This is a genomic window from Paenibacillus sp. FSL M8-0228 (genome assembly GCF_038007385.1).
Classification (GTDB): domain Bacteria; phylum Bacillota; class Bacilli; order Paenibacillales; family Paenibacillaceae; genus Paenibacillus; species Paenibacillus polymyxa_D.
The window spans coordinates 2,241,992-2,267,772 of the sequence record NZ_JBBOXA010000001.1; the positions used below are offsets into that span (position 1 = coordinate 2,241,992).

Genomic DNA, 25,781 nt, shown 5'->3' on the forward strand with positions numbered 1-25,781 from the left:
TGGCGACTACCTGCTGAAAGAAGATTAAAAGGGTGAATAGCTTTAAGCGGAGCTTGTCATAATAAACGTAGCCATCCTGTTAATCCCACAAAAGAAAGGTAGAGCGCAGCATATGAAAAAGACAATGGTCTGGATTTGCACGGGTATCCTCGCAGCCTCGGCTATTACGTACACAGGACTTTTTAAAAATGACTCTGCACAGCAGCAAGCAGAGTCGCTCAGCACACAGCAGAAAGTACAAGCGGCGCAACCATCCGAGCCGACATTCAGCTCGGGAACGGTTGATTTTGGATCTTACGGTCAGGATGTATATGAGTTGCAATCACGTTTGAAGTTGCTGGGCTTTTTTGGCGGGAAAGTGGACAGCCATTTTGGCAGCAGTACACTAAAAGCTGTTAAAGGTTTTCAAAAGGAATTTGGTATCCGTCCCGATGGAGTGGTCGGAGCAAAGACGAAATTAAAGCTGGTGAATGCTACCCCTAACTGGAAGCCAACGGAAACTCCTATGCATCGTAACAATCAAGGTTCCGCTCAGGGACACACAGCGGACAATAATGATAAAGCGGATCAAAATGATGAAACAATGGGATCGGCCAACACCATGGGACTATCTGCAAACGATCTTAAGATTTTGGCTAATGCGGTCTACGGTGAATCCCGTGGCGAGCCCTTTGAAGGGCAGGTTGCCGTGGCGGCGGTTATTTTGAACAGGGTTAAATCACCTAGTTTTCCAAATACACCATCTGGGGTGGTTTTCCAGCCGGGGGCCTTTACAGCTGTAGCAGACGGACAAATCTGGCTTACGCCGAATGAAACTGCACAGAAGGCAGTACGACAGGCGCTGAACGGCTGGGACCCAAGCGGAGGATGTCTCTATTATTTTAATCCAAAAACAGCCACCTCCAAATGGATTTGGACCCGTCCGCAGGTGAAAACCATCGGGGAACATATTTTTTGCATGTAAAACGCCGAAGCAGCCGGGAGCTTGTCTCCGGTTGCTTCTTGGCTTTTGCATGGTTAGAATAAAGATTGGTACACTTTACCTCTTTACAGGAGGACGATTTACAGCAGCTAATGCTAATCAAAGGCTAGACGCCAATTGACGTCACAAAGGAGTTTTGGACTTGAACAAAACAGGTTTCGAGCGTGGCACACGCAGACAACTGAGGATTCATGTACTGCCAACCAAGCGCTTTAAGACGTTTGCTATATCATTGTATGTAGGCACTCCGCTACGGGAGGAAACCGTAACTCGAGTGGGGCTGGTACCTTTCGTTCTGCGCCGGGGTACAGAATCGTATCCGCAGACTACACAATTCAGAGAACAGTTAGAGCAATTGTATGGCGCAGGTTTCGGATTCGATGTGTATAAACGTGGAGATTATCAGATCGTGCAATTTCGCATGGATACGATTAATGACAGCTTTGTAAACAGTCCGGATAGTTTGCTGGATCGTTCGTTTGCTTTCCTTGGAGAAGTGCTGACGAAGCCTGCATTGGAAAATGATGCATTTCAAACTGGATACGTTCAGCAGGAACGAGAAAATGTGCGCAAGAAGCTGGAATCTATAGTTAACGATAAAATACGTTATGCTGGTGAGCGCTGCATGGAGGAAATGTGCAAAGATGAGCCTTATCGTCTGCACCCTCTTGGTCAACGATCTGATCTGGACAGTATAGATGCACAGAGCTTGTATGAGGCTTATGGAGAATGGCTGAATCATGCCAGCATGGATTTATACGTTGTGGGAGATACGACGCTAGAAGAAGTTGAGAAGTTTGTTGATCGCTATTTTCAATTGAACCGTTCAGCGGAAGCAGGGTATGTTCCGGAACAGCCCAAGTCGGTAGAGCGTGATGTTCAAACTGTTGTAGAGCGTCTTGATGTGAACCAGGGCAAGCTCAACATGGGATTGCGGACCCCTATTACGTATGGTGACGATCGCTATGCATCCGCTCTGATGTACAATGGCATTCTGGGCGGGTATCCGCATTCAAAGCTGTTCGTTAATGTAAGGGAAAAGGAAAGTTTGGCGTATTACGCTTCATCGCGATATGACGGGCATAAAGGGATTGGTACGATTCAATCTGGTATTGAAATTCCTAATTATGAAAAAGCGGTTACTATTATCCGCAAGCAACTGGAAGATACGCAAAACGGAGCGATTACTGAGCTGGAAATGACCCAAACGCAGGCGATGATTCGCAACTTGCTGAAGGAGATGCAGGATTCCGCTTTTGAGATGATCGCCTATGATTTTAACAGACAGCTTTCCGGTAAAGAGCGGACGGTAGATGAGCTGCTGAGTCAGGTGGAGGCAGTCAAGGTGCAGGATGTTCAGGATGCCGCCCGGACGTTCCGACTGGACACTATTTATTTCTTGAGAGACCAGAAAGGGGAATAACGGTGGAGCATATACCTTATGAGCATTTGCAGGAAACGCTGTACTATGAAGTAATGGATAACGGCTTACACGTTTATGTGTTGCCCAAACCGGGTTTTCAGAAGACGTACGCCACATTTGCGACTAAATACGGCTCGGTTGATAATCATTTCCGCGTAGAAGGTCAACAGCCCGTAAAGGTGCCGGATGGCATAGCCCATTTTTTGGAGCATAAAATGTTTGAAGAGCCTGAAGGAGATATTTTTGCTACCTTTTCCTCTAATGGTGCATCGGCGAACGCATTTACGAGCTTTGATCAAACCGTATATCTGTTTTCGGCAACTGAGCGTATTCAAGAAAATTTGACCACGCTGGTCAATTTTGTTCAACATCCTTACTTTACAGATGAAAATGTAGAGAAGGAAAAAGGCATTATTGGCCAGGAAATCAATATGTATGAAGATAACCCCGATTGGCGGAGTTACTTTGGTCTGATCGAGGCGTTGTACAAGGTCCATCCGGTGCATATTGATATCGCAGGTACGATTCAATCCATCAGTACGATTACAAAGGAAACGCTGTACAGTTGCTATGAAGCTTTCTACCACCCAAGCAATATGATTCTTTTTGTAGTGGGAGGAGTGGATCCAGCTGAAGTAATAGAGCTGGTACGTAACAATCAGGCCAAAAAGGACTATAAGCCGCAGGGAGAGATTGAGCGGATTTTCGACGATGAACCCACTACAGTTGCAGAACCACGTCGTGAGGTGAAGCTGGCCGTTTCTCTGCCAAAGCTACTGTTTGGATTCAAGGAGGCTGAAGTAGGCTTAACGGGTGAAGAATTGCTTCGTCATGATCTGGAAACCAAGCTGATGCTTGATCTCCTATTTGGTTCCAGTACACAACTGTATCAAAAGCTCTACGATGAGGATCTGATTTCGGACAGTTTTGGCCATGAGTACAATAGTACGCAGCAATATGCATTTTCCGCAATCGGTGGAGATACCAAAGACCCGGATCGGCTGTTGGCGAGAATACGTGAAGAGGTGGAGTCCATCCAGAAGCAGGGCTTCGCAGCAGAACATTTTGAACGGGCACGCAAAAAGAAAATCGGTGGTTATCTGCGTACACTCAATTCACCAGAAAATATTGCGCATGAATTTACAAGACATCGCTTCCGGGGCAGTGATTTTTTCCAACTGCTTCCGATTTATGAAAGTATTACGCTTGAGGATGTAAATCGCCGTCTGAAAGACCATATCCAGTGGGATCAACTCGCAATATCACTAGTGGTGAGTCCGTAATGTCCAGGGAGAGGGAAACGATGACCACTGAGGGCGGAGAATTAAAAGCGATTGGCGATACAACTGTGCTGATTACAGGAGCGAGTGGCGGAATTGGTGCGGCTATTGCTGAGCGTTTTGCAGCTGTAGGGATGAATGTGGTCATTCACTACATGAAGTCCCATGAAAAAGCAAATGAAGTTGCCCGTCGTTGCATGGTTTATTCAGGCAAGGTAATGACCGTGTCAGCGGATCTGCGGAGCAAGGAGCAGATCGAACGCATGCGGGAAAAGCTGGATAATCACGGGATGAAGCCGGATATTCTTGTGAACAACGCCGGATTATCTCATTATGGGCTGTTGACAGATGTTTCGGAAGAGGAATGGGACGAAGTGATGGCAGTCAATGTTAAGGGAACCTTTCTGTGTACGCAGGTTTTTATGCCACATATGATTTCCCAACGCTATGGCCGCATTGTGAATGTTTCCTCCGTGTGGGGGATATGTGGGGCTTCGTGCGAGGTGTTGTATTCCACCACGAAGGGAGGCATTAACGCTTTCACTAAAGCGCTGGCTCAAGAAGTAGCACCTTCCGGGGTGACAGTGAATGCAGTAGCTCCAGGTGCAGTGAATACGTCGATGCTGGATCATTTAGATGAAGGCGAAATTACCAGTTTGGAAGAAGAAATTCCTGCCGGACGATTGGCTCGACCTGATGAGATATCATCCCTGGTTTATTTTCTTGCGCTTCCTGAGTCAGGTTATATTAATGGCCAGGTCATAAGTCCTAACGGAGGATGGGTGACTTAAGGGAAATAGCGCTTGGAGGAATCCACCAGTATAGTAAGCGTCTGAGAAGAGCATATTACAACTGTTGATTTTAAATCTGAATCATCTAAGGAGGATTTAAGTATGTCAACAGTTGTTCAGAATTTTGATGTTTGGAAAAAGTTCCTCGGTCAGCGTGTAGAGCAAGCGGAGAAGCTGGGAATCAGCCAAGATACCATTTCAGAGCTTGCTTATGAAATCGGTGATTTTCTGGATGAGAAGGTCGATCCAGCCAACCACTCCAACCGCGCATTGAAAGAACTGTGGGGAGTTGCCGATGAGGACGAGCGTCACACCATCGCCCGGCTAATGGTTAAATTGGCCAAGAGCAACGCATAAGTAAGAACCAACATGAAAAGCTCCCTTTTGGGGGCTTTTCTGTAATGGTTACAGAGCTGTTCTTGTAATTCCATTGTAATTTATATATCATAAACGTGATTGAGGCTTACAACACAATGCAGCCTATCAAATTTCAATAATTGGTTTTGTCGAAAGATGTTATTTTATGATACAATAATGCTTTGATTTGGAGTTGTTGACGGTTTGAATGTGAATGAGGTGCTAACGTGACGGAAGAAACGAAACAGTGGTACATGGAGTACAAGATACATAAAAATCGACCCGGACTGCTGGGAGACATTGCTTCCATGCTTGGTATTCTGGGGGTTAATATACTGACGATCAACGGTGTTGAAGGTGAAAGACGGGGGATGTTGCTTGAAACAGACGATGATGAGAAGATACGTATTCTCGGAGACACGTTAAAAAAAGCGAGCAACATTACAGTCACGGCCTTACGTGCTCCGAGACTGGTTGATATATTGGCAGTAAGACATGGCCGTTACATCGATCGGGATTCGGATGATCGTAAAACATTTCGCTTTACACGCGATGAGCTTGGGTTGCTGGTCGATTTTTTGGGTGAAGTATTAAAGAGGGACGGCAATCAGGTAATCGGTCTTCGCGGGATGCCACGTGTGGGCAAAACGGAATCCATTATTGCCAGTAGTGTATGCGCAATGAAGCGTTGGACTTTTGTATCTTCGACGCTACTACGACAGACGGTACGCAGTCAGCTCTCTGAAGAAGAAATGAACCCAAACAATGTGTTTATTATTGATGGTATTGTGAGTACAATTCGGTCAAATGAAAGACATTATCACCTGCTTCAGGAAATTATGAGCATGCCAAGTACTAAAGTGATTGAGCATCCTGATGTATTTGTACGTGAGTCGGGATACAGCTTTGACGATTTCAATATCATTATTGAACTTCGCAATAATCCGGCTGAGGAAATTATTTATGATACCTTTACAGCCAGTTATACAGAAGATCTTTAAATAAGCGTAATTACACAAGGAGATGATGACATGTCAGAACTGGGTCAGCAATTAAAGGAGGCCCGGCTGCAAAAAGGATTGAGCCTTGACGATGTTCAGGAAATGACGAAGATACGCAAACGTTATCTGGAAGCCATTGAGACGGGCGATTACAAAGTGCTGCCGGGAAGCTTTTATGTCAGAGCTTTTATTAAAACATACGCTGAAACGGTCGGGTTGAATCCTGATGAGATTCTGGAAGGGCATCAAAGCAATGTGCCTGAACCTGAACCGGAAGCAGTCATGGAGCCTGTTACACAGAAACGCTCCAGCCGTCCCGCCACGATTGGTAATCTTAAATGGTTGCCTACAGCGTTAATGTGGCTTTTTCTAGTTCTCATTGTTGGGGTTATTTATGCTTATTGGGTGAGCAACAACCATTCAACTCCAAAAACAGCAGAAAACACAACACCGATTACTACACCAAGTACAACACCAAGTACAACACCAAGTACAACACCAAACACGTCTACTCCTGATACCACTACGACACAGCCGAACAATGGTCAAACGACGGCTCCAAATGGTGCTGGTGGGCAGACTCCTGGTGCGGGGCAAACCGGGCAAACTCAGCCAAATGGTACGGGGAATACGGATGCTACTACTCCAAATACTGGACAACAGCCGGATACGACTACTCCACAACAAGGTGTAACTGTGGCACAGGACGGCAAGCAAGGCAAGACGACGATTTTTAAAGTTTCCAGTGCAACGGGAGCCACAGCCAAGGTTGATATTAAAGCTACGGGTGAAAGCTGGCTTGAAGTATACAAGGGAGAAAATTCCCGTGGAGAAAAGCTGAGTTATGGTATGACTAAAAGTGGAGATGCCATGTCTTTCGATATTGGTCCAGAAGGTTTATATATCAAATCAGGGCGGTCTTCTGCCACAGATATTTCCGTAGCAGGTCAACCGATAACAGATAATAAATCGACTACTCGTGTACTGATACAGCAAGGAGAAGCCTCTTCGACCGGAACGAGTGCAGGGGTGACGGGTTTACCTGCAGATTCTACGACAGGTAGCAGTACGGATTCAGCACAAAGTGGTACAGATTCTACAACTACTAATGGTGAATAAACGCCTTGGTGCGAGGAAATACTAATGACTGTAATTCCTGGAAAGGCAGTCATTTCATTTTCCGCAAAGTGAGGTGTATACGTTATGACCGTCAGCTGGATTGTGACTGGGCTCGGTATAATTGTCAGTTTACTGGGCTATTATCTGACACCGAATGCATGGGGCTATGGCATACTGGGCTTTGGTCTTGCTCACATTGTGCTTGGACTTTTGGATATGTTCCGAACTCCAACACGAAGCCATAATTAGATATTTTGACCGTAAATGAAATAAAGGCGTTTTTGTCAGGAAAACTGGCAAGAACGCCTTTTTAGTCAACCGATTATTGGATTTTTGTAAATGACTAGCCTATAATTAGATATTGAACTTTGTTGTGGAAAGGAAAGTGAAACGATGGCTTCAGAAAATTCATTTGATATCGTCTCCAAAATGGATATGCAGGAGTTAACAAATGCGGTTCATCAGACGGAGCGTGAAATTGAAACACGATTTGATTTCAAGGATAGCAAAAGTAGCCTCAAGCTTGAGAAAGAAGCTCTTACGATTGCATCGGAAGACGAATACAAGCTGAATGCGGTGATTGATATTTTGCAGTCTAAAATGGCTAAACGAGGTCTGTCCCTCAAAAATGTGGAGTATGGCAAATTGGAACCCGCTTCTCTAGGTTCAGTGCGTCAGCGTCTTTCGCTGAAGCAGGGAATTGATCAGGATAATGCCAAGAAAATTAACATTCTTATTCGGGACTCCAAGCTAAAAGTTAAAAGTCAGATTCAAGGTGATCAAATCCGGGTGACCGGGAAAAACAGGGATGATTTACAGGCGATCATTCAATTGCTACGTAAAGCTGATTTGCCATTGGAGCTTCAATTTACAAACATGAAATAAAGACGTTTTCCCTCATATATTTTGCAGGAAAAACGTTGCTTGATGTGCGGCAGGTTATTTTGACATGCGTTTTGCGCCATATTATACTTGTAACGAAAATGCAGACAATTCAGGTGTATAGCGCTCGCCGAAAGCGATTTACATAGGGTTGAATTTAATCCGAAAACTGCCATTTGTAATCAAGTACGATAATCAGGGGAGAGTGTGTTGTGAATTTACCCAACAGAATTACAATAACGCGGATTTGCCTTATCCCGGTGATGATGCTGGCTTTGCTGGTGGACTTTGATTTTTATCCGCCACCGATTGAGATCGGAGCTTTCAAGCTGCCGTATAATCAGCTGATTGCGGCTATCATTTTCCTTGTAGCAGCCAGCACGGACGGTCTTGACGGGTATTTGGCACGTAAAAATAATATGGTCACCAATTTGGGCAAGCTGTTGGACCCCCTTGCTGATAAGCTTTTGGTAACCGCCATTTTGGTTTCCTTGGTAGAAATGGGGAAAATTGATTCGTGGATTGTTGTTGTGATTGTTAGCCGTGAGTTTGCGGTTACGGGGCTGCGTCAGATTGCCTTGCTGGATGGGTCTGTGGTTGCTGCAAGCAATTGGGGCAAATTAAAGACGATCATTCAGATTGTTGCTATAGTAGCGCTGCTCATTAATAATTTCCCGTTTGTTTTTCTTGGTATACCGTTTGATTTAATAGCGATATGGGCAGCGGTGTTGATCACCATTTATTCGGGTATTGATTATTTCGTGAAAAATATCCATTTGCTGAGCTCCTCCAAGGTTTAACAGTATAAATTTTATGGAAACAGCAATAGGGACTAAACTTATTGCTGTTTCTTTATATAATTCCCATCATATTCGCAGTACAGGAGGAAGAATTGATGAAAGCTGAAATAATTGCGGTAGGAACAGAGTTATTGCTCGGACAAATAGTGAATACAAATGCTCAATATTTGTCACAAGAGTTGGCTACAATTGGAATCGATGTATATTTTCAGACTGTGGTTGGCGATAACATAGATCGGCTTCAGGAAGCCATAAGAATTGCTCAGAAGCGTGCGGATATTATTTTATTTTCTGGCGGTCTGGGACCGACCCAGGATGATTTGACGAAAGATGCGATAGCGTCTGTATTGGGGCGAAAATTGCACATAGATCGTCTTGCAATGGACAAGCTAGATCAATTTTTTCGTAACCGTGGGGTAGAAATGACCGAAAATAACCGCCGGCAGGCGCTTTCTATTGAAGGTGCTACTCCGCTTGAAAATGAGACAGGGCTAGCTGTGGGCGACGCAATTGCACAGGATGGTAAATTTTATGTAGTTTTGCCTGGACCTCCTAAGGAACTCAAACCGATGTTTGCAAACCAGGCCAAACCTTGGTTGCTTCAGCAGGCATTGAGCGGTGAGGAAATGCCAATTTATTCAAAAATGCTAAAATTTGCAGGGATTGGTGAGTCAGCTCTTGAAACCCGTTTGTTAGATCTGATCCAATCCCAGACAGACCCCACGATTGCTCCTTATGCCAAGGAAGGGGAAGTCACGATCCGTATATCCACCAAGGCGGCCAGCGAAAGTGAAGCATTGATTAAGCTGACGGCTACGGAAGTAGAAATTCAGCAGCGTCTTTCGGAATTTATGTATGCAAGCGAAGATGTTACGCTGGAGAAGGTTATCGTAGATCTAATGGCCAATCGCGGACTCACTGTGAGTGCGGCAGAAAGCTGTACAGGTGGAATGCTGATGGAACACCTCACTTCTATACCTGGCAGTGCTACTATGTTTCAAGGTGGCATCGTGTGCTATTCCAATGAAATGAAGATGAAATTACTCAACGTGCCTTGTGATTATTTGGAAGGGGATCAAGCGCCAGGTGCAGTGAGTAAGGAAGTGGCCCTTGTGCTTGCAGAGCAGGCGAGAATGATCATGGACAGCGATTTTGGACTTTCAGTTACTGGTGTAGCCGGGCCTGGGTATTCCGAACGGAAGCCAGTCGGTCTAGTGTATATTGGCATTGCTGAACGCGACAAGGAAACGGAAGTACATGAACTGAGACTGAGTGGTAACCGCGAAACAATCCGACTGCGATCAGTCAAAGCGATTCTGTACAGATTGTGGCGCAGGCTGGTAGAGAACGAGAAACTCTCTTAATCATCTATGTACAGTGTGGGTCGTAGAGTTGTTTTAGATAGATATTCATGATATAATCACCTTATCGGAAGAACCGTTGCAAAGCCTTTTGCCAGCGGTTCTTTTTTTGTTTTAAGAGACAGGTGTAATTACAGAAGAGAGCTGTGTGAATAAAAAAAACGAATGTATGTTCGAAAAAATGCTTGGCAAGCGTGTCAAAACAAGGTATTATTAAAGTACAAACAATGAAGGATGTGAGTTTATTGTCAGATCGTCGTGCTGCGCTGGATATGGCGCTCCGTCAAATAGAAAAGCAATTTGGTAAAGGTTCCATTATGAAGTTGGGTGAGTCTACCCACATGCAAGTGGAAACGATCCCCAGTGGTTCGATTGCTTTGGATATTGCGTTAGGAACGGGCGGCTTTCCAAGAGGCCGGGTTATTGAAATATACGGACCGGAATCATCCGGTAAAACGACAGTAGCTCTTCACGCTATCGCAGAGGTGCAAAAAACAGGCGGACAAGCCGCCTTTATCGACGCCGAGCATGCGCTTGATCCGTCGTATGCAAGCAAGCTGGGTGTCAATATTGATGAGTTGTTACTATCGCAACCAGATACAGGAGAGCAGGCGCTTGAGATTGCCGAAGCCCTTGTACGTAGTGGAGCAGTAGACATTGTAGTTGTTGACTCCGTAGCGGCACTTGTGCCGAAGGCAGAGATTGAAGGCGAAATGGGAGATTCCCACGTCGGTCTTCAAGCACGTCTGATGTCGCAGGCATTGCGTAAGCTGTCTGGAGCCATTAACAAATCGAAAACTATTGCTATTTTTATTAACCAGCTACGTGAAAAAGTAGGTGTTATGTTCGGTAACCCTGAAACAACACCAGGTGGACGTGCCTTGAAGTTTTACTCTACGGTACGTTTGGATGTTCGTCGTATTGAAAGTTTGAAAATGGGTAACGACATTGTGGGTAACCGCACACGTATTAAAGTCGTGAAGAATAAAGTTGCCCCTCCATTCCGTCAGGCTGAAGTGGACATTATGTACGGTGAGGGCATTTCCAAAGAAGGTAGCTTGATCGATATCGGTACGGAGCATGACATTGTCGACAAGAGTGGAGCTTGGTATTCCTACGAAGGTGAGCGCCTTGGTCAGGGACGTGAGAATGCGAAGCAATTTTTGAAGGAAAATCCGAACATTGCTAGTACGATCGAGCAAAAAATTCGGGTGGCAAGCAATTTGATTACGACGGTTGCTCCGCCTACAGAAGAAGAGTTGGCACAGCAAGCCAAGGAAGAACAGGAATTGTTGGAGCTTGAATAAAGCTTGGTGAATCCTGATTTGTGAACTGGAGCCAGGGTTATGGCACAATCCGGTTGAATAGCATGATTCTGATGCCCTGCACAGTTGTGCAGGGCATTTTTGCATCAATTAAAGCTGCTTTGTCAGCGGAATCTAACTTTTGCGTAGCAGTTGTCCAAAGACTGCTTTCGTGAATTTCAAAGTGAGGGAAACATATTGCAGTTGGACGATGAAGATGAATATTCTGCGGAAGCAAATAAGCAACAAGAGATTTCTCTTTTTCCGGATCATGAGGAATTGATGATTACTAGGGTAGAGCAGGGACAGGGACGCAAACGTGGACGCTATATCATTCATTTTGGCCCGTATTCATTGTCTGTATTAGAAGATGTAATGATCAAGTACAATATGTTCAAAGGAACGTCATTCGTCAAAAAAGAACTGGAAGATATTGTTCTGGCAGATGAAAAGCAACAGGCCTATGTACTCGCGCTTCGATATTTGGGGCGAAAGCCTCGCACACGTCAGGAAATTGCCCAGCGTTTGGTGCAAAAAGAACTGGATCAGTCTGTTATTGACGAAGTAATGGTCCGACTGGAAAGGGAGCAACTCGTGGATGATGATTTGTACGCCCGCCAATGGGCAAGGCAGCGTATAACTAGCCAACGTAAGGGGAAGATGTGGGTTAGGCAAGAACTCCGTCAGAAAGGCATCTCTAAAGCCTCTATTGGGGAAGCGTTAGGTGAAATCACCGATAATGAGGAGTGGGAGAGTGCTTTGACGATCGGACGTAAGAAATGGAATCAGGTACGTGGTGATATAATGGAGAAAAAAAGGAAAACCTACCCTTTTCTCATGAGACGCGGATATTCGGGGGATATGACACGCCGAGTGGTCAATCATCTCACTGCGGCCGAGCATGACGCTGCTTCAGATGACGAGGAATTGTTGCAGTGGGAGGAATAATTGCCAAACGGCTGCTGAACCTTGGGCTAGTATGAACGGATAGGATGAGCTAGTTATTACATGGAAAGCTGCATGGTACTCTACTAATGTTTGCATTCCCTTGACAATGCCATTTGTCAAATAATAAAATATATATGAAACGATACTTGTGGAACGCCCTTTTTCCTTCCAAAAAAGCGGAATCCACCGGTGAGTTCTCATCGCCAAATAACAAGTGATGCCGCTATGCCAGGCGGAATTGTACATGTGAAAGCATGTGCATATGAAATGAAACGACCTTGTGTCGTTATCTTAGTTTGACGATCAAAGTAAATGTGACAATTGCAAAAAGTCCCAAGGAATGCCTTGGAGGAACCAACGGGGAGGTGAACAGTATGATGACTGCGATCTGGTTCGTTCTCGTTGCTGTAGCCGCGTTATTCTTTGGGTTCGGGATTGGTTATTTTATTCGCAAATCTATTGCAGAAGCTAAGATCTCCAGTGCGGAAGAAGCTGCCGCGCAAATCGTGGAGAACGCGAAAAAAGAGGCAGAAGCGCTGAAGAAGGAAACGGTATTGGAAGCGAAAGATGAAATTCACCGCATCCGTGCCGAAGCTGAAAAAGAAACTCGTGAACGTCGCAATGAAATTCAACGACAGGAACGAAGATTGCTGCAAAAAGAAGAATCGCTGGATAAAAAATTGGAATCGCTGGAACGCAAAGAAGAACAGGTGGCCAACAAAGAGAAACGAATCGATGAAACCCAGCAGCAAATTGATTTGATTTACAAGAGTCAGGTAACTGAGTTGGAGCGTATTTCCAATCTGACGATGGAGGATGCAAGAAGTATTATTCTGACCAACGTAGAGCAGGAAGTTCGTCATGAAACAGCTCAGATGATTAAAGAAATTGAACAGCAGGCCAAAGAAGAAGCGGACAAAAAGTCTCGTGAAATCATCACACTGGCCATCCAACGCTGTGCGGCAGATCATGTAGCAGAAACGACGGTTTCTGTCGTCACATTGCCGAACGAAGAAATGAAAGGCCGGATTATCGGGCGCGAAGGCCGTAATATCCGTGCACTTGAAACCCTTACAGGAATTGACCTCATTATTGATGATACGCCGGAAGCTGTTATTTTGTCCGGATTTGATCCGATTCGTAGAGAGATTGCGCGTACTGCGCTTGAAAAGCTCGTAGCGGACGGACGGATACATCCGGCTCGTATTGAAGAGATGGTGGAAAAATCCCGTAAAGAGGTGGACGAACGAATCCGTGAATATGGTGAGCAGGCCACCTTTGAGGTGGGCGTGCATAGCTTACATCCGGATTTGATCAAGATCTTGGGACGTCTTAAGTTCCGTACGAGTTACGGACAGAACGTATTAAAGCACTCGATGGAAGTTGCATACTTGACAGGTCTAATGGCCGGGGAACTGGGCGAAGACGTTGTACTGGCAAGACGGGCAGGATTGCTGCATGACATCGGGAAGGCGCTGGATCACGAAGTGGAAGGATCGCACGTTGAAATTGGCGTGGAACTGGCGAAGAAGTACAAGGAACACCCGGTCGTCATCAACAGCATTGCTTCACATCACGGCGACTGCGAAGCGACTTCAGTGATCGCCATGCTGGTTGGGGCGGCAGATGCTCTATCAGCAGCAAGACCGGGAGCGCGGCGTGAAACGCTAGAGACGTACATCCGTCGTCTTGAGAAGCTGGAACGCATCTCCGAATCTTTTGAAGGCGTTGAAAAATCATACGCGATTCAAGCCGGACGCGAAGTTCGTGTCATGGTACAGCCAGAGAAAATTGATGATGCGGAAGCATTCCGACTGGCCCGCGATATTACGAAAACGATTGAGAATGAACTGGACTATCCGGGACATATCAAAGTTACTGTTATTCGCGAGACCCGTGCGGTAGAATACGCAAAATAAAAGCATTTCAATGAAAAGTGGCCACTGTTTGTAGGGCCACTTTTCATTTATGTAAGGCAGACTAGGGAGGGCTTTCTATCAACGTATTATTTATTGGAGACATCGTCGGCAGTGTAGGCAGAAAGGCACTGAGGGAAAATCTTCCTTCGCTCAAATCAAAATACAATCCGCATGTTATTATCGTGAACGGAGAAAATGCAGCTTCGGGAAGAGGCATAACCCCTGCTATCGCCAGAGAGTTTTTTGATTGGGGCGTCCATGGGATTACGATGGGAAATCATACTTGGGACAATAAGGAAATATTTGATTTTATAGATGATGAGCCACGGATCATTCGCCCGGCTAACTTTCCACCAGGAACACCGGGCCGAGGTTATACCGTTGTAAAGGGTGGAGGTAAGGAGCTGGCTATTGTTAATCTGCAAGGTAGAACCTTTTTGCCAGCTATTGACGATCCATTCCGTGCAGCAGATGAAATTGTCGATGAGTTGCGCAAAAAACATAAACATATCCTAGTTGATTTTCACGCCGAAGCAACCTCGGAAAAAATCGCTATGGGTTGGCATTTGGATGGACGTGCTTCAATCGTGGTAGGTACGCACACACATGTACAGAGCAATGACGATACAATTTTGCCACAAGGAACTGCGTATCAGACAGATGCGGGAATGGTAGGTCCTTATGAGGGAGTGCTTGGAATGCAGAAAGAGGCTGTGTTACAGAAATTCCAGACCCAGCTTCCGGTGCGTTTTCAAGTGGACATGGGCAAATGGCATTTCCATGCCATCAGCGTAGAGCTGAATGATAACGATGGAAAAGCCCGCAAAATTCAGAAAATCAGACTCAAAGAAGATGAATGGCGGATGGATTAACTTTTTTGTAAGCTGCTTAAGGAAAGAATAAGGAAAACTGTCACCAAAAAGCAGGAATTTTTTGCTGACCCTCGAATAACATCTAATAGTGGAATCAAACCATCATCATTCCCAGGGGAGGTACTTACTATGGATGTATTAAAAGTATCAGCAAAATCCAATCCTAATTCAGTTGCAGGCGCACTCGCAGGAGTACTGCGTGAACGCGGAAATGCAGAATTACAGGCGATTGGAGCGGGTGCACTAAACCAAGCCATTAAAGCGGTAGCCATTGCCCGGGGATTTGTCGCACCAAGCGGAGTGGATTTGATTTGTATTCCTGCTTTTACAGACATTGTTATTGATGGAGAAGATCGGACTGCGATCAAATTGATTGTAGAGCCAAGATAATAAATGTAAGTTGCCTGAGCCTGTTTACGATTTGTAAACGGGCTTTTTTGCATTGTGAGTCTGTTACTATGATTTTTAAAATAAATTTGTGGTGCTTCAATCTATAAATGGAGGTAAGATACATGAATGATAAGCTAAAAGTGAATTGGCCAGTTGTTGACTTTCATTGTGATGTGTTATGTAAAATGCAGCTCGATGCGCAGATCGATTTCAGTCATCCATCGCTTGATGTCACAAAAGAACGTTTGCTAGAAGGTAACGTGCAGTTGCAAACGTTTGCTATATATATTTCACAGGTATTAGGCACACCAAGATTTGAACATGTGGTACGTCAAATTGAGCTGTTCAGGCAGCATGTTACCTCTATCTCCGGTGGGTTGAGACCATTGCTGTGGAAGGAAGACTTGGCAATGTGGAAAAATGCGTCCGCAGTGCATCAGGAAGAGCAAGTAAAGCGGGAAGGAGAAGAGAAGCGCACGGAAAAGATAACGTATTTGGATGGTAATGGGACGGATCATACATGGGCACCTTGGGCTTTGCTCTCACTGGAGGGGGTAGATGCGCTGGAAGGGAACCCTTTTTATGCAGAATTATGCTATGCCATGGGAATACGATTGATTGGGCTGACATGGAATTATGCGAACTGGGCAGCTGACGGCATTATGGAACATAGAGGTGGCGGGCTGACTAGCAAGGGGCGCGATTTGGTCAATCGCTGTAATGACCTGGGACTGCTGTTAGATGTGTCGCATCTGTCCGTACAGGGCTTCTGGGAGGTGCTGGAGGAGGCTACTCTACCGCCCATCGCCTCGCATTCGAATGTCTTTGCGAGATGTGCTCATCCTCGTAATCTGCGGGATGAACAGATTCGTGCACTGATCGCCCGTAACGGACGGATTGGTTTGACCTTCGTCACCATGTTTCTCAAAGAGCAGGATACAGTAACTGCTGAGGATCTGCTACCGCATATTGAGCATATTTGTTCATTAGGGGGCGAAAGGCATTTGATGTTTGGCTCTGATTTTGACGGTATCGAGCACCATGTGCAAGGCTTGGAACACTCGGGGAAATATCCGGCTTTTGCAGAACTGCTGCTGAAGCATTACTCTGAGGAGCTAGTCAAAGGATGGCTGGGAGGTCATGCCCTGGAATACCTGCAAACGAATCTGCCTTCTAAAATGTCTTCTTAAATAGCTATTTAAGGGGATGTTTTGGCTGCGAACACTCTTGACAAAGCGAGAACGATTACGAAATAATGAGAAGTATCTTAGATTTTAAATAATATTTGCAGAAATACGGCAGACAATGGAGCGAGACTGATGGTGCACCATGCTGCACCGCTATACCAGAGGGGGCTCCATTACACAATGTTAATAAAAAAGGTTACCTGGCTTGAACTCTTTTATGACTTACTATTCGTAGCTGCTGTCTCTAAGGCCACTCATGTTTTACTACATGTTGAGCATGGTAGTATCTCGTGGGAACATATGGAGAAGTTCATTATGATTTTTATCCCGATATGGTGGGCTTGGGTGGGGCAAACTGTCTACAACAACCGTTTTGGTCAAGACAGTATAACGCATCGAATCTTTATGATCCTGCAATTGTTTTTCGTGTTAATCATGACTGCCAGTTTGAATATAGATTTTGATGCGTATTATGTATCTTTTTTTGTTGGCTATATTGGGTTAAGAGGTTTAACTGTCGTTCAATATTTACTTTCGGCGCCCAAAGAAACGGCTCATAAACAGGAAACAGCTCGTTTTTTCGGAACCTATTTTTGGATTGGAATAGTCATCTCTAGTTTCTCCCTTTTCTTTGACTCTTGGGTTCGATATTTGATTTTATATACCGGTATAGCTGTTGATATCCTCGTTCCTTTGATTGGTCGTAAAAAGTTGGTGATCACACCAATCCATACGGAGCATCTTTTAGAACGATTTGCACAGTTCACCTTAATTCTGCTTGGCGAATCTGTGATAAGTATGCTTTCTGTTTTACAATCCGATCATTTTACGGTTTCTTCCGTTGTATTTGCCGCTTTGGCTTTTATATTAGTCATCGCAATCTGGTGGCAATATTTTGAGAATATGGAGAAGCGCGTAGATAAATCAAAACAATCAGCAGGACAGACTATTATTTATGGTCATTTGTTTATTTATCTTTCCCTTAGCATGCTAGCTGCTTCGATTCAGCTCTTGTTTTTGGGACAAGTAGACTATATCTTTGTGCTTTGCTTTACCTTTGCTTCTGTTTTTATTTACTTTTTGTCGGTTTTACTGGTATTTCATCAGTACAGATTAAGTCATCTTAAACCCCGTCTCAGAGTCATTTTTTTCTTAACTGGAATACTCTGTGTCCTGTTTATCCTTAATATATTTATTGTCGTCCCCCCTCATCTCATTGTAGCTGAAATCATGCTTTTCTTTCTCCTGTTCGCTAAAACGACGATTTGATCTGATTTATAGGGATGATATTTAACGATGATTGGGGCGAAAAAGGGAACTTTATACGCTCTTCTTTTCTTTCTTGGCAAAATAGGAGTATAATAGCATGGATGTGTAAAGTATTGTATAGAGAAAAAGGAGTGACCACACGATGAGTAAAATCGTACCTGTCGGCGTTTCCGCCCGTCATATTCACCTGACTCAAGAGCATATTGAAATTTTGTTCGGAGCAGGCTATCAATTAACCGAATTTAAACCTTTGTCCCAACCAGGACAATTTGCCGCAAATGAAACGGTAGCTGTAATTGGTTCTAAGGGCCAATTTGATAAGGTTCGCATTTTGGGACCTGCTCGTCCCGCTTCCCAGTTGGAAATTTCTCGCACTGATTCCTTTGCTATTGGTGTAAAAGCACCTGTACGCGAATCGGGTAGCATTGATGGTACACCAGGAATCACAGTAAAAGGACCAGCTGGTGAAGTGGAACTGCAAGAAGGCGTGATTGTAGCAGCCCGCCATATTCATTTCCATACATCTGATGCAGCTAAATGGGACATTAAGGACAAGCAGTTGCTGAAAGTACGTGTTGGCGGCGAACGTGGTCTTGTATTTGAAAATGTTCTTGCACGTGTGTCCGATTCTTTTGCTTTGGATATGCACATTGATACAGATGAAGCGAACGGTGCCGGTGTGAAAAACGGTGACAACGCTGAAATCGTAGACTAATATACACGATTTAAATGCCGGAAGGCTTAAAGAGTCCGATTCTTGCAAAAGAATCGGGCTTTTTACATACTATATAATTCACAGATACTTCACTTATGTACAAAAAGAACATGAGTTCACTTTGCACTCAATGGTATCTGCGGTTGATCTATGGCGATGGCCTATAAATCATGCTATAATTTAGTGTAATGCCTTTTTTAAAGGTTTTTTTAGAACTTAAAATAAATTTACCCATGCCTAAAGATACAGTAAAATCACAAATTAGCTCGTGAAATAGATGGTGTAAGGAGTGACTAAGGAATGGAAAAGAAAACAAAAGATTACTCCAAATATTTTGATTTCTCGGATGCGAAGATTATTTCTGAAGATGAGCATAGCAAAAAGATCCGTATTCGCGGACGTGAAATCAACATTATGGCGGAGCCGAACCATAGAAAAGAAAAGCAACGCGGTAAAGAGGATGTACAGGTATTATATGATAACGCAGTCCCGGATGAGCTAAAGCATATCGGTGAGGGAAAGCATTACATCGTATACACATTTGGTTGCCAAATGAACGAGCATGATTCCGAAACCATAAAAGGTTTGCTGGAGCAAATGGGCTACCAATCAACCGAGGATCGGAAGGAAGCAGACATCATTTTACTAAACACTTGTGCTATCCGTGAAAATGCGGAGGATAAAGTGTTTGGCGAGCTGGGTCACCTCAAGCATCTCAAAACAGAAAAGCCAGGACTGCTGCTCGGCGTGTGTGGCTGCATGTCACAGGAAGAGAACGTCGTTAACCGGATTATGCAAAAACACGGTTTTGTCGATATGATTTTTGGTACCCATAATATTCATCGTCTGCCTCAGCTCGTCAAGGAAGCACTCTTTAGCAAAGAAATGGTGGTCGAAGTGTGGTCTAAGGAAGGCGACATTATCGAAAACTTGCCGAAGAAGCGCGAGGGTATGCGGGCTTGGGTGAACATTATGTACGGCTGTGATAAATTTTGCACCTATTGCATTGTTCCCTTTACACGTGGTAAGGAAAGAAGCCGTCGTCCAGAGGATGTTATCGCTGAAGTACGGGATTTGGCACGTCAAGGTTTTAAAGAAATCACCTTACTGGGGCAGAATGTTAACGCTTATGGTAAGGATTTGAAAGATTTGAATTACAGATTCGGGGATCTGATGGATGATATGCGCAAAATCAATATCCCGCGTGTACGTTTTACAACATCACATCCACGTGATTTTGATGACCATTTGGTAGAAGTGCTCGGTAAGGGTGGTAATTTGGTGGAGCATATCCATCTGCCTGTTCAATCCGGTAATACGGATATATTGAAGAAAATGAACCGAAAATATACCCGTGAGCGTGTTCTGGAACTGGCAGCGAAGATTAAAGCAGCTGTTCCGCATGTTTCTCTGACAACGGATATCATTGTAGGTTTCCCGGGCGAAACAGACGAGCAGTTTGAAGATACTCTATCTTTGGTGCGCGAGGTCGGCTATGACTTTGCCTACACATTCATTTATTCACCACGTGAAGGTACGCCAGCTGCTTCGATGGAAGATAATGTGCCTATGTCGGTCAAAAAAGAGCGTCTCCGGCGTCTGAACATTGCGGTGAACCAAAACAGCCTTCGCTTTAATAGTCGATTGCGTGGCGAAGTGGTTGAAGTGTTGGTGGAAGGCGAGAGCAAAAATGACAGCAAAGTGCTTGCCGGTCGGACCCGTTCCAATAAGCTTGTACATTTTGAGGGTTCTCAGGACCTGATTGGTTCCTTTGTTCAAGTGAAAATTACGGAACCTATGACCTTTTACATCAAAGGTGATCTGGTTGAAACGGCTGTAGCAGTTAACGGATAAAAGAATATTCTAGCGGGTTGCATGCGGTCTGAGTAAGGTTGTGTGCAGGGCCGTCTAAGTGAGAAAAGGAGCGATGGACAATGACAGAGGAGCGGTTGCAACAAACAGAACTTCAATCGGCGGCGCGCCAGCATGATCATTTGGTCAATCGCGAAATGATATTGGCAAAAGCCAAAGAATTAGCAGGTATTTTGGGTAGCAGTGAGGAAGTACAGGTATTCCGGAAAGCAGAAGAAAAGATTCAGGATCATGGGCGCATTCAGCAACTGATTGCAACGATGAAAAAGAAGCAAAAGGAAATTGTTGCATTTGAATCCTTAAAAAATCAAAAAATGATTGCCAAAATAGAGGCCGAGCTACAGGAGCTACAGGAAGAACTTGATGGTATTCCAATTGTAACGGAGTTTCAGCAGAGTCAGGTGGAAATTAATGAGCTACTGCAAATGGTGATCATGGCGATTCGTGATACCGTTGCTGAGAAGGTGAACGTTGAAGAGGGAAAAAGTACTTCCTCGTCGAATTGCAGTGATTAGAATGAAATTTATGGTGTGGAGGCGTAGCTTCCACGCCTTTTTTTCGAAAGCAATTTGCCATCGTATATATTTATAAGACATCAAGAGAAATGGGACAACATAGAAGGGATGGAAGCAAGGGAATGGATAAGTTCGGTAAGATGCTAGAGGGCGAAAATAATACTTTTTGGGAGTATTTAGGGTGTGAGCTGATTGCAGCTGATGCAAACGAGGTACAGATCGCTTTGGAAGCCAAACAAGAGCATACCAATGTGATGGGTATTGTCCATGGGGGTGTGCTTACTTCATTGATGGATCAGGCGATGGGGATGGTCAGTATGGCTTCACGAAATATGGATCCATGTGTAACGACGAACCTGAATGTTCATTTCTTGTCAGCCATGAGGCAAGGCCGACTGGAGGTTAGGGCGCGGATTCTTCATCAGGGAGGTCGGACTATAACCACTGAGGCGGAAGTAAGGGATAGTGAAGGCACACTTGGGTCTACATCTACAGCAACCTTCCGAGTATTACGTACACAAGCAAGTGATTCAGGTAAGGCCTGACGCTTGACAAAAATTTTTATTATGTCATAATGAATTTATCAAAACGATATAATATGGTGATGCCAATGGATAGCAATCGTATAAACGAAGAGGCGCAAAAGGCGTCGTATAACATTAAGAAATACCGCACTCCAGATGGAGCTCCGGCGGATATCGTTATGTTTACCTTAACGAAGCGGGAGCGCAAGACGGTAACAAAGACATTGCCGATTCGGGAGCTGAAAGTGATGCTCATCAAGCGCCGCAGTTGGCCGTTTGCAGGACGCTGGGCGTTGCCTGGAGGGTTTTGTCAGGAAGATGAATCCATGTATGGAGCTGCCAAGCGGGAACTGTTAGAGGAAACGGGTGTGGACGGCGGGCATCTGGAGTATTTGGGTGTATATAGTGGACCGGGACGTGATCCGCGCGGCTGGATCATATCGCATGCATTTTTTGCGCTGGTAGAAGAATGGATGTTGGAACAGCGTCAGGCGGCCGATGATGCTTCCGAGGTGGGGCTATTCACAATCCGCGAAGCGTTGGAGGAATTGGAGCTGGCATTTGATCACCGGGATATCATAGTAGATGCTTATCGCAAAATTCAGTTGCAGATGCTTCAGACGACGATCGCCAAGCAGTTTTTACCGCTACATTTTACACTGGGTGAATTATATCAGGTGATACAGAGTGTCGTACCGGACTTCGAAGAGCCAAACTTTATTCGCAAAATAACATCGACTCGTAGCAGACAGGGAATTCTGGAAGAGGTGCGTGATGAGAACGGCAAACCGCTCAGTTCCAACCAGTATTCACAAAGACCGGCACAGTTGTACCGTTTTAGTGACAGAGTACCGCGTTTATCTATCTACACGTAACGTCTAATGTAATAGGTACGCATAGAACGTACAATTTCACTTTGAGGATAAGGAGCTGACCGTACGATGCAGGCACTAATTGTGATTGATTACACGAAAGATTTTGTGGATGGTAGTTTGCCTGTAGGACAACCTGCGATTGAGTTGGATGAACGGATCGCAGCAATTACGCAGGCATATGTAGATCAAGGGGACTTTGTCGTCATGGCTGTGGATTTGCATGAGGAGAACGACCTTTATCACCCAGAGAGCAAGCTGTTTCCTCCGCATAATATACGTGGAACCAACGGACGACATTTGTATGGCAAGCTTCATAGCCTCTATGAGCAACAAAGTGATCTTATCTACTGGTTGGATAAAACACGGTATAGTGCTTTTGCGGGCACAGATCTGGAACTCAGGCTGCGAGAACGTGGTATTGTGGAAGTTCATCTGATTGGTGTATGTACGGATATATGTGTACTGCATACGGCTGTAGATGCTTATAACAAAGGTTTTGCTATTACTGTATACAAGGACGCTGTGGCGAGCTTTAATCAAGCTGGACATGATTGGGCTTTGGGTCATTTTGAGGGAAGTCTTGGAGCCGCGGTACGATCGGCTGAGGATACGGTTTTACGCCAGAAGAAGTAAAATAACTTAACGATTGTGCACCAATGTCCGATAACAAAATGGAGCCGGATATTGCTGAATCTGGACAGATGAGGCGGTAGCGCCACAAACCTGGAGACAGTCAGAGAGGATGATTACAATGCAGTCAACGAGCCTCGCATTACATACAGATAAATATCAGATTAATATGATGTACGCCCACTGGGTGAACGGAAGTCACCAGCGTAAAGCTGTGTTCGAGGCGTATTTTCGTAAACTCCCTTTTGGTAATGGATATGCCGTGTTCGCGGGTCTGGAACGCATTGTGAATTATATTTCAAATTTGCGGTTTACAGAAGAGGACATTCGCTACCTGTCTGAACAGGAGGAGAAGTACGATCCCATGTTCATGGAGGCGCTTCGCCAGTTTGAGTTTGGTGGAACGGTCCATTCGATGAAAGAAGGGGCCCTTGTTTTTCCCAACGAGCCTCTGGTACGTGTTGAAGGAACGATTATGGAAACGCAGCTTGTCGAAACGGCATTGCTGAATTTTATGAACTATCAGACACTCATTGCGACAAAGGCATCGCGCATCAAGCAGGTGGCAAGTGACGATACACTGCTCGAATTTGGAACACGGCGTGCGCAGGAGGCAGATGCAGCGATTTGGGGAGCACGAGCAGCTTATGTGGCTGGTTTTGACGCGACTTCTAATATGCTGGCAGGCGAACATTTTGGAATCCCGACGAAGGGGACACATGCCCATTCATGGGTGCAGACCTTTATGACGGAGCAGGAGGCGTTTGACGTCTATGCGAAGGTTTTGCCAGACCAGGTTACACTGCTGGTAGACACCTTTGATACGCTGGAAAGCGGTGTTCCTCATGCGATTCGGACAGCAAAAATGCTAGAGAGTCAGGGCAAGCGTATGAATGCAATTCGTCTGGATAGCGGTGACTTGGCTTATCTATCCATTCAGGCGCGGGAAATGCTCGATGCTGAAGGCTTAGATTACGTACAAATTGTAGCTTCCAATGATTTGGATGAAAATACGATTTTTAACCTGAAAGCCCAAGGGGCACGTATTGATGTATGGGGTGTAGGAACACAGCTTATTACGGCTTCGGATCAACCATCGCTTGGCGGGGTGTACAAGCTGGTTGAGCGTGAAGTAGATGGCGAAATGCTGCCGACGATTAAGATCTCGGGGAATCCAGAAAAAGTATCCACACCAGGCAAAAAGGATGTATATCGCATTGTGGATAAGAAGAAAGGGAGAGCTGTAGCCGATTATATTTCTTTTCCGGATGAAGAGCGTCCGCGTAATGGTAAGCGCCTGAAGCTGTTTAACCCTTTGCATCCGTATATGAAGAAGTATGTAGAAAATTACGAAGCCGTGCCGATGCTTGAGCCTATTTTTATAAATGGACAGAAGGTATATGAGCTTCCCGAGCTGGATGAAATTCGTGCCTACCATACTTCACAGTTGAAACTGTTCTGGCCAGAATATTTGCGGAAGCTGAACCCTGAAATTTATCGTGTAAATCTGAGCGAGAAGGTATGGGAGCTAAAGCAAAAGCTGATCGACAGCTATATGCAGCCCGAAGTTGAAGAAAAAGAATAGTTGGAAGAGGCACCTCATGAATGCATGGGGTGCCTCTTTGTGTTGAAGCATGTAGGAAATAGGAGCTTATTTATAAATTTCTCTCATCACATGTCGTAGCTCAGGGACAATAATGCGTTCCATTGCCAAACGAACGGCTCCGCGTGAGCCAGGCATAGAAAATACAGCTGTCTGGCCCACAGTGCCAGCTACAGCCCGGCTTAAGATAGCTGCTGAACCAATGTCCTCAGCAAAGCTTAAATAACGGAAGATTTCCCCAAAGCCAGGTAGTTCCTTATCCAGTAGAGAAGAGACAGCTTCATATGTAGTATCACGTGGAGAAATACCGGTACCACCTGTCAAAAGAACAGCCTCGATGTCATCCTGTGCCGCTGCTTCGGATACTAACTGCTGAATACCTTCGTAGTCATCCTTGACGATGACATATCGAACAACTGTATATCCATTGGTTTCTAGTAGATCCATGAGCAGTCGTCCCCCAGTATCTGTTTCCACGGTGCGTGTGTCCGAGACAGTCACGACCATGCAATTCACTTGTTGGGGGGATTCCTGACGGTGTTCCTCTACAGAAGACATATTCATTAAAATGTTCACTCCTTGATCGGTGGTTAGACATACACTTTTTACAATAGAGCAATGACTGAGCGTATGCAAGTCAGAAACAGGGGCTAAAAATCTATGTGATTAATATCCTTGCATTTGCACACTGGAATATAGTACACTTCCTTACATAAGTCGGGATTATATTGTTTTGTTTTATTATTGAAAGCGCGCACATCAAATGATTAACCTCAAGGGACAGCGGGTAATAGTACAGCAGGGTCAACAACTGGGAGGTAATGTAATATGAATCATTCATACCAACAATGCGTGGATGCTTGCCTGGAATGTATGAACGCTTGCAATGTATGTTACGTAGCGAGTTTGAAGGAATATGATTTAGCTATGCTGCGTGAATGTATTCGAGTGAGTAGGGAATGTGCAGAAATATGCGGATTTGCTGCCCAAATGCTGCAGCGTGGAACGGATTTTGCCGAGCAAATCTGTGAGCTGTGCGCCAAGGCCTGTGAGGTATGTGCTGCTGAATGCAGCAAGCATTCCCATGATCATTGCAATCATTGTGCAGAAGCCTGCCGTCGTTGCGTTCAGGCCTGCCGCCAATTGGTGGCAGTATAATTAC

27 protein-coding genes are annotated in these 25,781 nt (G+C 44.9%); 26 read left to right on the plus strand and 1 reads right to left on the minus strand.

Annotated features, from left to right (window positions below; translation table 11 throughout):
- Positions 1–112 precede the first annotated feature (112 nt).
- From sleB to MKY98_RS10660, 25 genes are all read left to right on the plus strand, one after another.
- Positions 113–964, plus strand: coding sequence for a spore cortex-lytic enzyme (sleB, locus tag MKY98_RS10540; RefSeq protein WP_069011412.1), 852 nt, complete (start codon positions 113–115; stop codon positions 962–964).
- A gap of 160 nt (positions 965–1,124) precedes the next feature.
- Positions 1,125–2,405, plus strand: a complete 1,281-nt coding sequence (gene yfmF / locus MKY98_RS10545; RefSeq protein ID WP_029517037.1) for an EF-P 5-aminopentanol modification-associated protein YfmF — start codon at positions 1,125–1,127, stop codon at positions 2,403–2,405.
- Positions 2,406–2,407: 2 nt separating this feature from the next.
- On the plus strand, positions 2,408–3,688 hold the full coding sequence (yfmH, locus tag MKY98_RS10550) for an EF-P 5-aminopentanol modification-associated protein YfmH (RefSeq protein ID WP_039273585.1): 1,281 nt from the start codon (positions 2,408–2,410) through the stop codon (positions 3,686–3,688).
- 20 nt (positions 3,689–3,708) lie between these two features.
- Positions 3,709–4,476 carry an elongation factor P 5-aminopentanone reductase gene (gene ymfI / locus MKY98_RS10555; RefSeq protein ID WP_069011413.1) on the plus strand — a complete coding sequence of 256 codons (768 nt, stop codon included), beginning with the start codon at positions 3,709–3,711 and terminating at the stop codon, positions 4,474–4,476.
- A 102-nt stretch (positions 4,477–4,578) separates the two neighbouring features.
- Positions 4,579–4,833, plus strand: a complete 255-nt coding sequence (locus MKY98_RS10560) for a DUF3243 domain-containing protein (protein WP_013309950.1) — start codon at positions 4,579–4,581, stop codon at positions 4,831–4,833.
- Between the two features lie 227 nt (positions 4,834–5,060).
- Positions 5,061–5,834, plus strand: a complete 774-nt coding sequence (locus MKY98_RS10565; RefSeq protein ID WP_013370747.1) for a DUF3388 domain-containing protein — start codon at positions 5,061–5,063, stop codon at positions 5,832–5,834.
- 30 nt (positions 5,835–5,864) lie between these two features.
- On the plus strand, positions 5,865–6,953 hold the full coding sequence (locus tag MKY98_RS10570) for a RodZ domain-containing protein (RefSeq protein ID WP_208332484.1): 1,089 nt from the start codon (positions 5,865–5,867) through the stop codon (positions 6,951–6,953).
- 84 nt (positions 6,954–7,037) lie between these two features.
- The gene (locus MKY98_RS10575; RefSeq protein WP_023988236.1) at positions 7,038–7,202 is read left to right on the plus strand and encodes a hypothetical protein; all 165 of its coding nucleotides are present in this window, start codon (positions 7,038–7,040) and stop codon (positions 7,200–7,202) included.
- 144 nt (positions 7,203–7,346) lie between these two features.
- Entirely contained in the window at positions 7,347–7,838 is a 492-nt protein-coding gene (locus MKY98_RS10580) for a YajQ family cyclic di-GMP-binding protein (protein ID WP_013309953.1), read from the plus strand.
- Between the two features lie 209 nt (positions 7,839–8,047).
- Entirely contained in the window at positions 8,048–8,635 is a 588-nt protein-coding gene (gene pgsA, locus MKY98_RS10585; RefSeq protein ID WP_013309954.1) for a CDP-diacylglycerol--glycerol-3-phosphate 3-phosphatidyltransferase, read from the plus strand.
- 95 nt (positions 8,636–8,730) lie between these two features.
- Positions 8,731–9,999 carry a competence/damage-inducible protein A gene (locus MKY98_RS10590; protein ID WP_039273576.1) on the plus strand — a complete coding sequence of 423 codons (1,269 nt, stop codon included), beginning with the start codon at positions 8,731–8,733 and terminating at the stop codon, positions 9,997–9,999.
- Between the two features lie 242 nt (positions 10,000–10,241).
- A complete protein-coding gene (recA, locus tag MKY98_RS10595) occupies positions 10,242–11,303 on the plus strand; it encodes a recombinase RecA (RefSeq protein WP_023988239.1) in 1,062 nt (353 codons plus the stop codon).
- Positions 11,304–11,498: 195 nt separating this feature from the next.
- Positions 11,499–12,248 carry a regulatory protein RecX gene (locus MKY98_RS10600; RefSeq protein ID WP_069011415.1) on the plus strand — a complete coding sequence of 250 codons (750 nt, stop codon included), beginning with the start codon at positions 11,499–11,501 and terminating at the stop codon, positions 12,246–12,248.
- Positions 12,249–12,622: 374 nt separating this feature from the next.
- Positions 12,623–14,167, plus strand: a complete 1,545-nt coding sequence (rny, locus tag MKY98_RS10605; protein WP_013309958.1) for a ribonuclease Y — start codon at positions 12,623–12,625, stop codon at positions 14,165–14,167.
- A gap of 77 nt (positions 14,168–14,244) precedes the next feature.
- The gene (locus MKY98_RS10610) at positions 14,245–15,039 is read left to right on the plus strand and encodes a TIGR00282 family metallophosphoesterase (protein ID WP_013309959.1); all 795 of its coding nucleotides are present in this window, start codon (positions 14,245–14,247) and stop codon (positions 15,037–15,039) included.
- A 129-nt stretch (positions 15,040–15,168) separates the two neighbouring features.
- Positions 15,169–15,429 (plus strand): stage V sporulation protein S, encoded by a 261-nt coding sequence (locus tag MKY98_RS10615; protein WP_007430104.1) that lies wholly within the window; start codon positions 15,169–15,171, stop codon positions 15,427–15,429.
- 122 nt (positions 15,430–15,551) lie between these two features.
- The gene (locus MKY98_RS10620) at positions 15,552–16,619 is read left to right on the plus strand and encodes a dipeptidase (RefSeq protein ID WP_069011416.1); all 1,068 of its coding nucleotides are present in this window, start codon (positions 15,552–15,554) and stop codon (positions 16,617–16,619) included.
- Between the two features lie 177 nt (positions 16,620–16,796).
- Positions 16,797–17,885: a low temperature requirement protein A gene (locus MKY98_RS10625; RefSeq protein ID WP_029517044.1), complete on the plus strand. Its 1,089-nt coding sequence runs from the start codon at positions 16,797–16,799 to the stop codon at positions 17,883–17,885.
- A gap of 142 nt (positions 17,886–18,027) precedes the next feature.
- Positions 18,028–18,600: a phosphate propanoyltransferase gene (gene pduL / locus MKY98_RS10630; protein WP_013309962.1), complete on the plus strand. Its 573-nt coding sequence runs from the start codon at positions 18,028–18,030 to the stop codon at positions 18,598–18,600.
- Between the two features lie 300 nt (positions 18,601–18,900).
- A complete protein-coding gene (gene miaB, locus MKY98_RS10635) occupies positions 18,901–20,454 on the plus strand; it encodes a tRNA (N6-isopentenyl adenosine(37)-C2)-methylthiotransferase MiaB (RefSeq protein ID WP_029517045.1) in 1,554 nt (517 codons plus the stop codon).
- Positions 20,455–20,534: 80 nt separating this feature from the next.
- A complete protein-coding gene (locus MKY98_RS10640; protein WP_023988245.1) occupies positions 20,535–20,987 on the plus strand; it encodes a RicAFT regulatory complex protein RicA family protein in 453 nt (150 codons plus the stop codon).
- Between the two features lie 122 nt (positions 20,988–21,109).
- Positions 21,110–21,532 carry a PaaI family thioesterase gene (locus MKY98_RS10645; protein WP_029517046.1) on the plus strand — a complete coding sequence of 141 codons (423 nt, stop codon included), beginning with the start codon at positions 21,110–21,112 and terminating at the stop codon, positions 21,530–21,532.
- A gap of 65 nt (positions 21,533–21,597) precedes the next feature.
- Positions 21,598–22,386, plus strand: a complete 789-nt coding sequence (locus tag MKY98_RS10650; RefSeq protein ID WP_023988247.1) for an NUDIX domain-containing protein — start codon at positions 21,598–21,600, stop codon at positions 22,384–22,386.
- A 66-nt stretch (positions 22,387–22,452) separates the two neighbouring features.
- Positions 22,453–23,019, plus strand: coding sequence for a cysteine hydrolase family protein (locus MKY98_RS10655; RefSeq protein WP_029517047.1), 567 nt, complete (start codon positions 22,453–22,455; stop codon positions 23,017–23,019).
- Between the two features lie 118 nt (positions 23,020–23,137).
- The gene (locus tag MKY98_RS10660; protein ID WP_069011437.1) at positions 23,138–24,601 is read left to right on the plus strand and encodes a nicotinate phosphoribosyltransferase; all 1,464 of its coding nucleotides are present in this window, start codon (positions 23,138–23,140) and stop codon (positions 24,599–24,601) included.
- A gap of 66 nt (positions 24,602–24,667) precedes the next feature.
- Here MKY98_RS10660 and MKY98_RS10665 read toward each other — a convergent pair whose 3' ends face one another.
- The gene (locus MKY98_RS10665; RefSeq protein ID WP_029517048.1) at positions 24,668–25,183 is read right to left on the minus strand and encodes a MogA/MoaB family molybdenum cofactor biosynthesis protein; all 516 of its coding nucleotides are present in this window, start codon (positions 25,181–25,183) and stop codon (positions 24,668–24,670) included.
- A gap of 264 nt (positions 25,184–25,447) precedes the next feature.
- On the opposite strand from MKY98_RS10665, the gene MKY98_RS10670 reads away from it, so the two are divergent.
- Positions 25,448–25,777 (plus strand): four-helix bundle copper-binding protein, encoded by a 330-nt coding sequence (locus tag MKY98_RS10670; protein ID WP_029517049.1) that lies wholly within the window; start codon positions 25,448–25,450, stop codon positions 25,775–25,777.
- Positions 25,778–25,781 lie beyond the last annotated feature (4 nt).

Bases quoted from the DNA above. Each gene is read 5' to 3' on its own strand.
- sleB (WP_069011412.1), top strand. From the start codon at position 113: ATGAAAAAGACAATGGTCTGGATTTGCACGGGTATCCTCGCAGCCTCG.
- ymfI (WP_069011413.1), top strand. From the start codon at position 3,709: ATGACCACTGAGGGCGGAGAATTAAAAGCGATTGGCGATACAACTGTG.
- MKY98_RS10560 (WP_013309950.1), top strand. From the start codon at position 4,579: ATGTCAACAGTTGTTCAGAATTTTGATGTTTGGAAAAAGTTCCTCGGT.
- MKY98_RS10570 (WP_208332484.1), top strand. From the start codon at position 5,865: ATGTCAGAACTGGGTCAGCAATTAAAGGAGGCCCGGCTGCAAAAAGGA.
- MKY98_RS10575 (WP_023988236.1), top strand. From the start codon at position 7,038: ATGACCGTCAGCTGGATTGTGACTGGGCTCGGTATAATTGTCAGTTTA.
- MKY98_RS10580 (WP_013309953.1), top strand. From the start codon at position 7,347: ATGGCTTCAGAAAATTCATTTGATATCGTCTCCAAAATGGATATGCAG.
- MKY98_RS10590 (WP_039273576.1), top strand. From the start codon at position 8,731: ATGAAAGCTGAAATAATTGCGGTAGGAACAGAGTTATTGCTCGGACAA.
- rny (WP_013309958.1), top strand. From the start codon at position 12,623: ATGATGACTGCGATCTGGTTCGTTCTCGTTGCTGTAGCCGCGTTATTC.
- MKY98_RS10615 (WP_007430104.1), top strand. From the start codon at position 15,169: ATGGATGTATTAAAAGTATCAGCAAAATCCAATCCTAATTCAGTTGCA.
- MKY98_RS10620 (WP_069011416.1), top strand. From the start codon at position 15,552: ATGAATGATAAGCTAAAAGTGAATTGGCCAGTTGTTGACTTTCATTGT.
- MKY98_RS10625 (WP_029517044.1), top strand. From the start codon at position 16,797: ATGTTAATAAAAAAGGTTACCTGGCTTGAACTCTTTTATGACTTACTA.
- pduL (WP_013309962.1), top strand. From the start codon at position 18,028: ATGAGTAAAATCGTACCTGTCGGCGTTTCCGCCCGTCATATTCACCTG.
- miaB (WP_029517045.1), top strand. From the start codon at position 18,901: ATGGAAAAGAAAACAAAAGATTACTCCAAATATTTTGATTTCTCGGAT.
- MKY98_RS10640 (WP_023988245.1), top strand. From the start codon at position 20,535: ATGACAGAGGAGCGGTTGCAACAAACAGAACTTCAATCGGCGGCGCGC.
- MKY98_RS10645 (WP_029517046.1), top strand. From the start codon at position 21,110: ATGGATAAGTTCGGTAAGATGCTAGAGGGCGAAAATAATACTTTTTGG.
- MKY98_RS10650 (WP_023988247.1), top strand. From the start codon at position 21,598: ATGGATAGCAATCGTATAAACGAAGAGGCGCAAAAGGCGTCGTATAAC.
- MKY98_RS10655 (WP_029517047.1), top strand. From the start codon at position 22,453: ATGCAGGCACTAATTGTGATTGATTACACGAAAGATTTTGTGGATGGT.
- MKY98_RS10660 (WP_069011437.1), top strand. From the start codon at position 23,138: ATGCAGTCAACGAGCCTCGCATTACATACAGATAAATATCAGATTAAT.
- MKY98_RS10665 (WP_029517048.1), bottom strand. From the start codon at position 25,183: ATGAATATGTCTTCTGTAGAGGAACACCGTCAGGAATCCCCCCAACAA.
- MKY98_RS10670 (WP_029517049.1), top strand. From the start codon at position 25,448: ATGAATCATTCATACCAACAATGCGTGGATGCTTGCCTGGAATGTATG.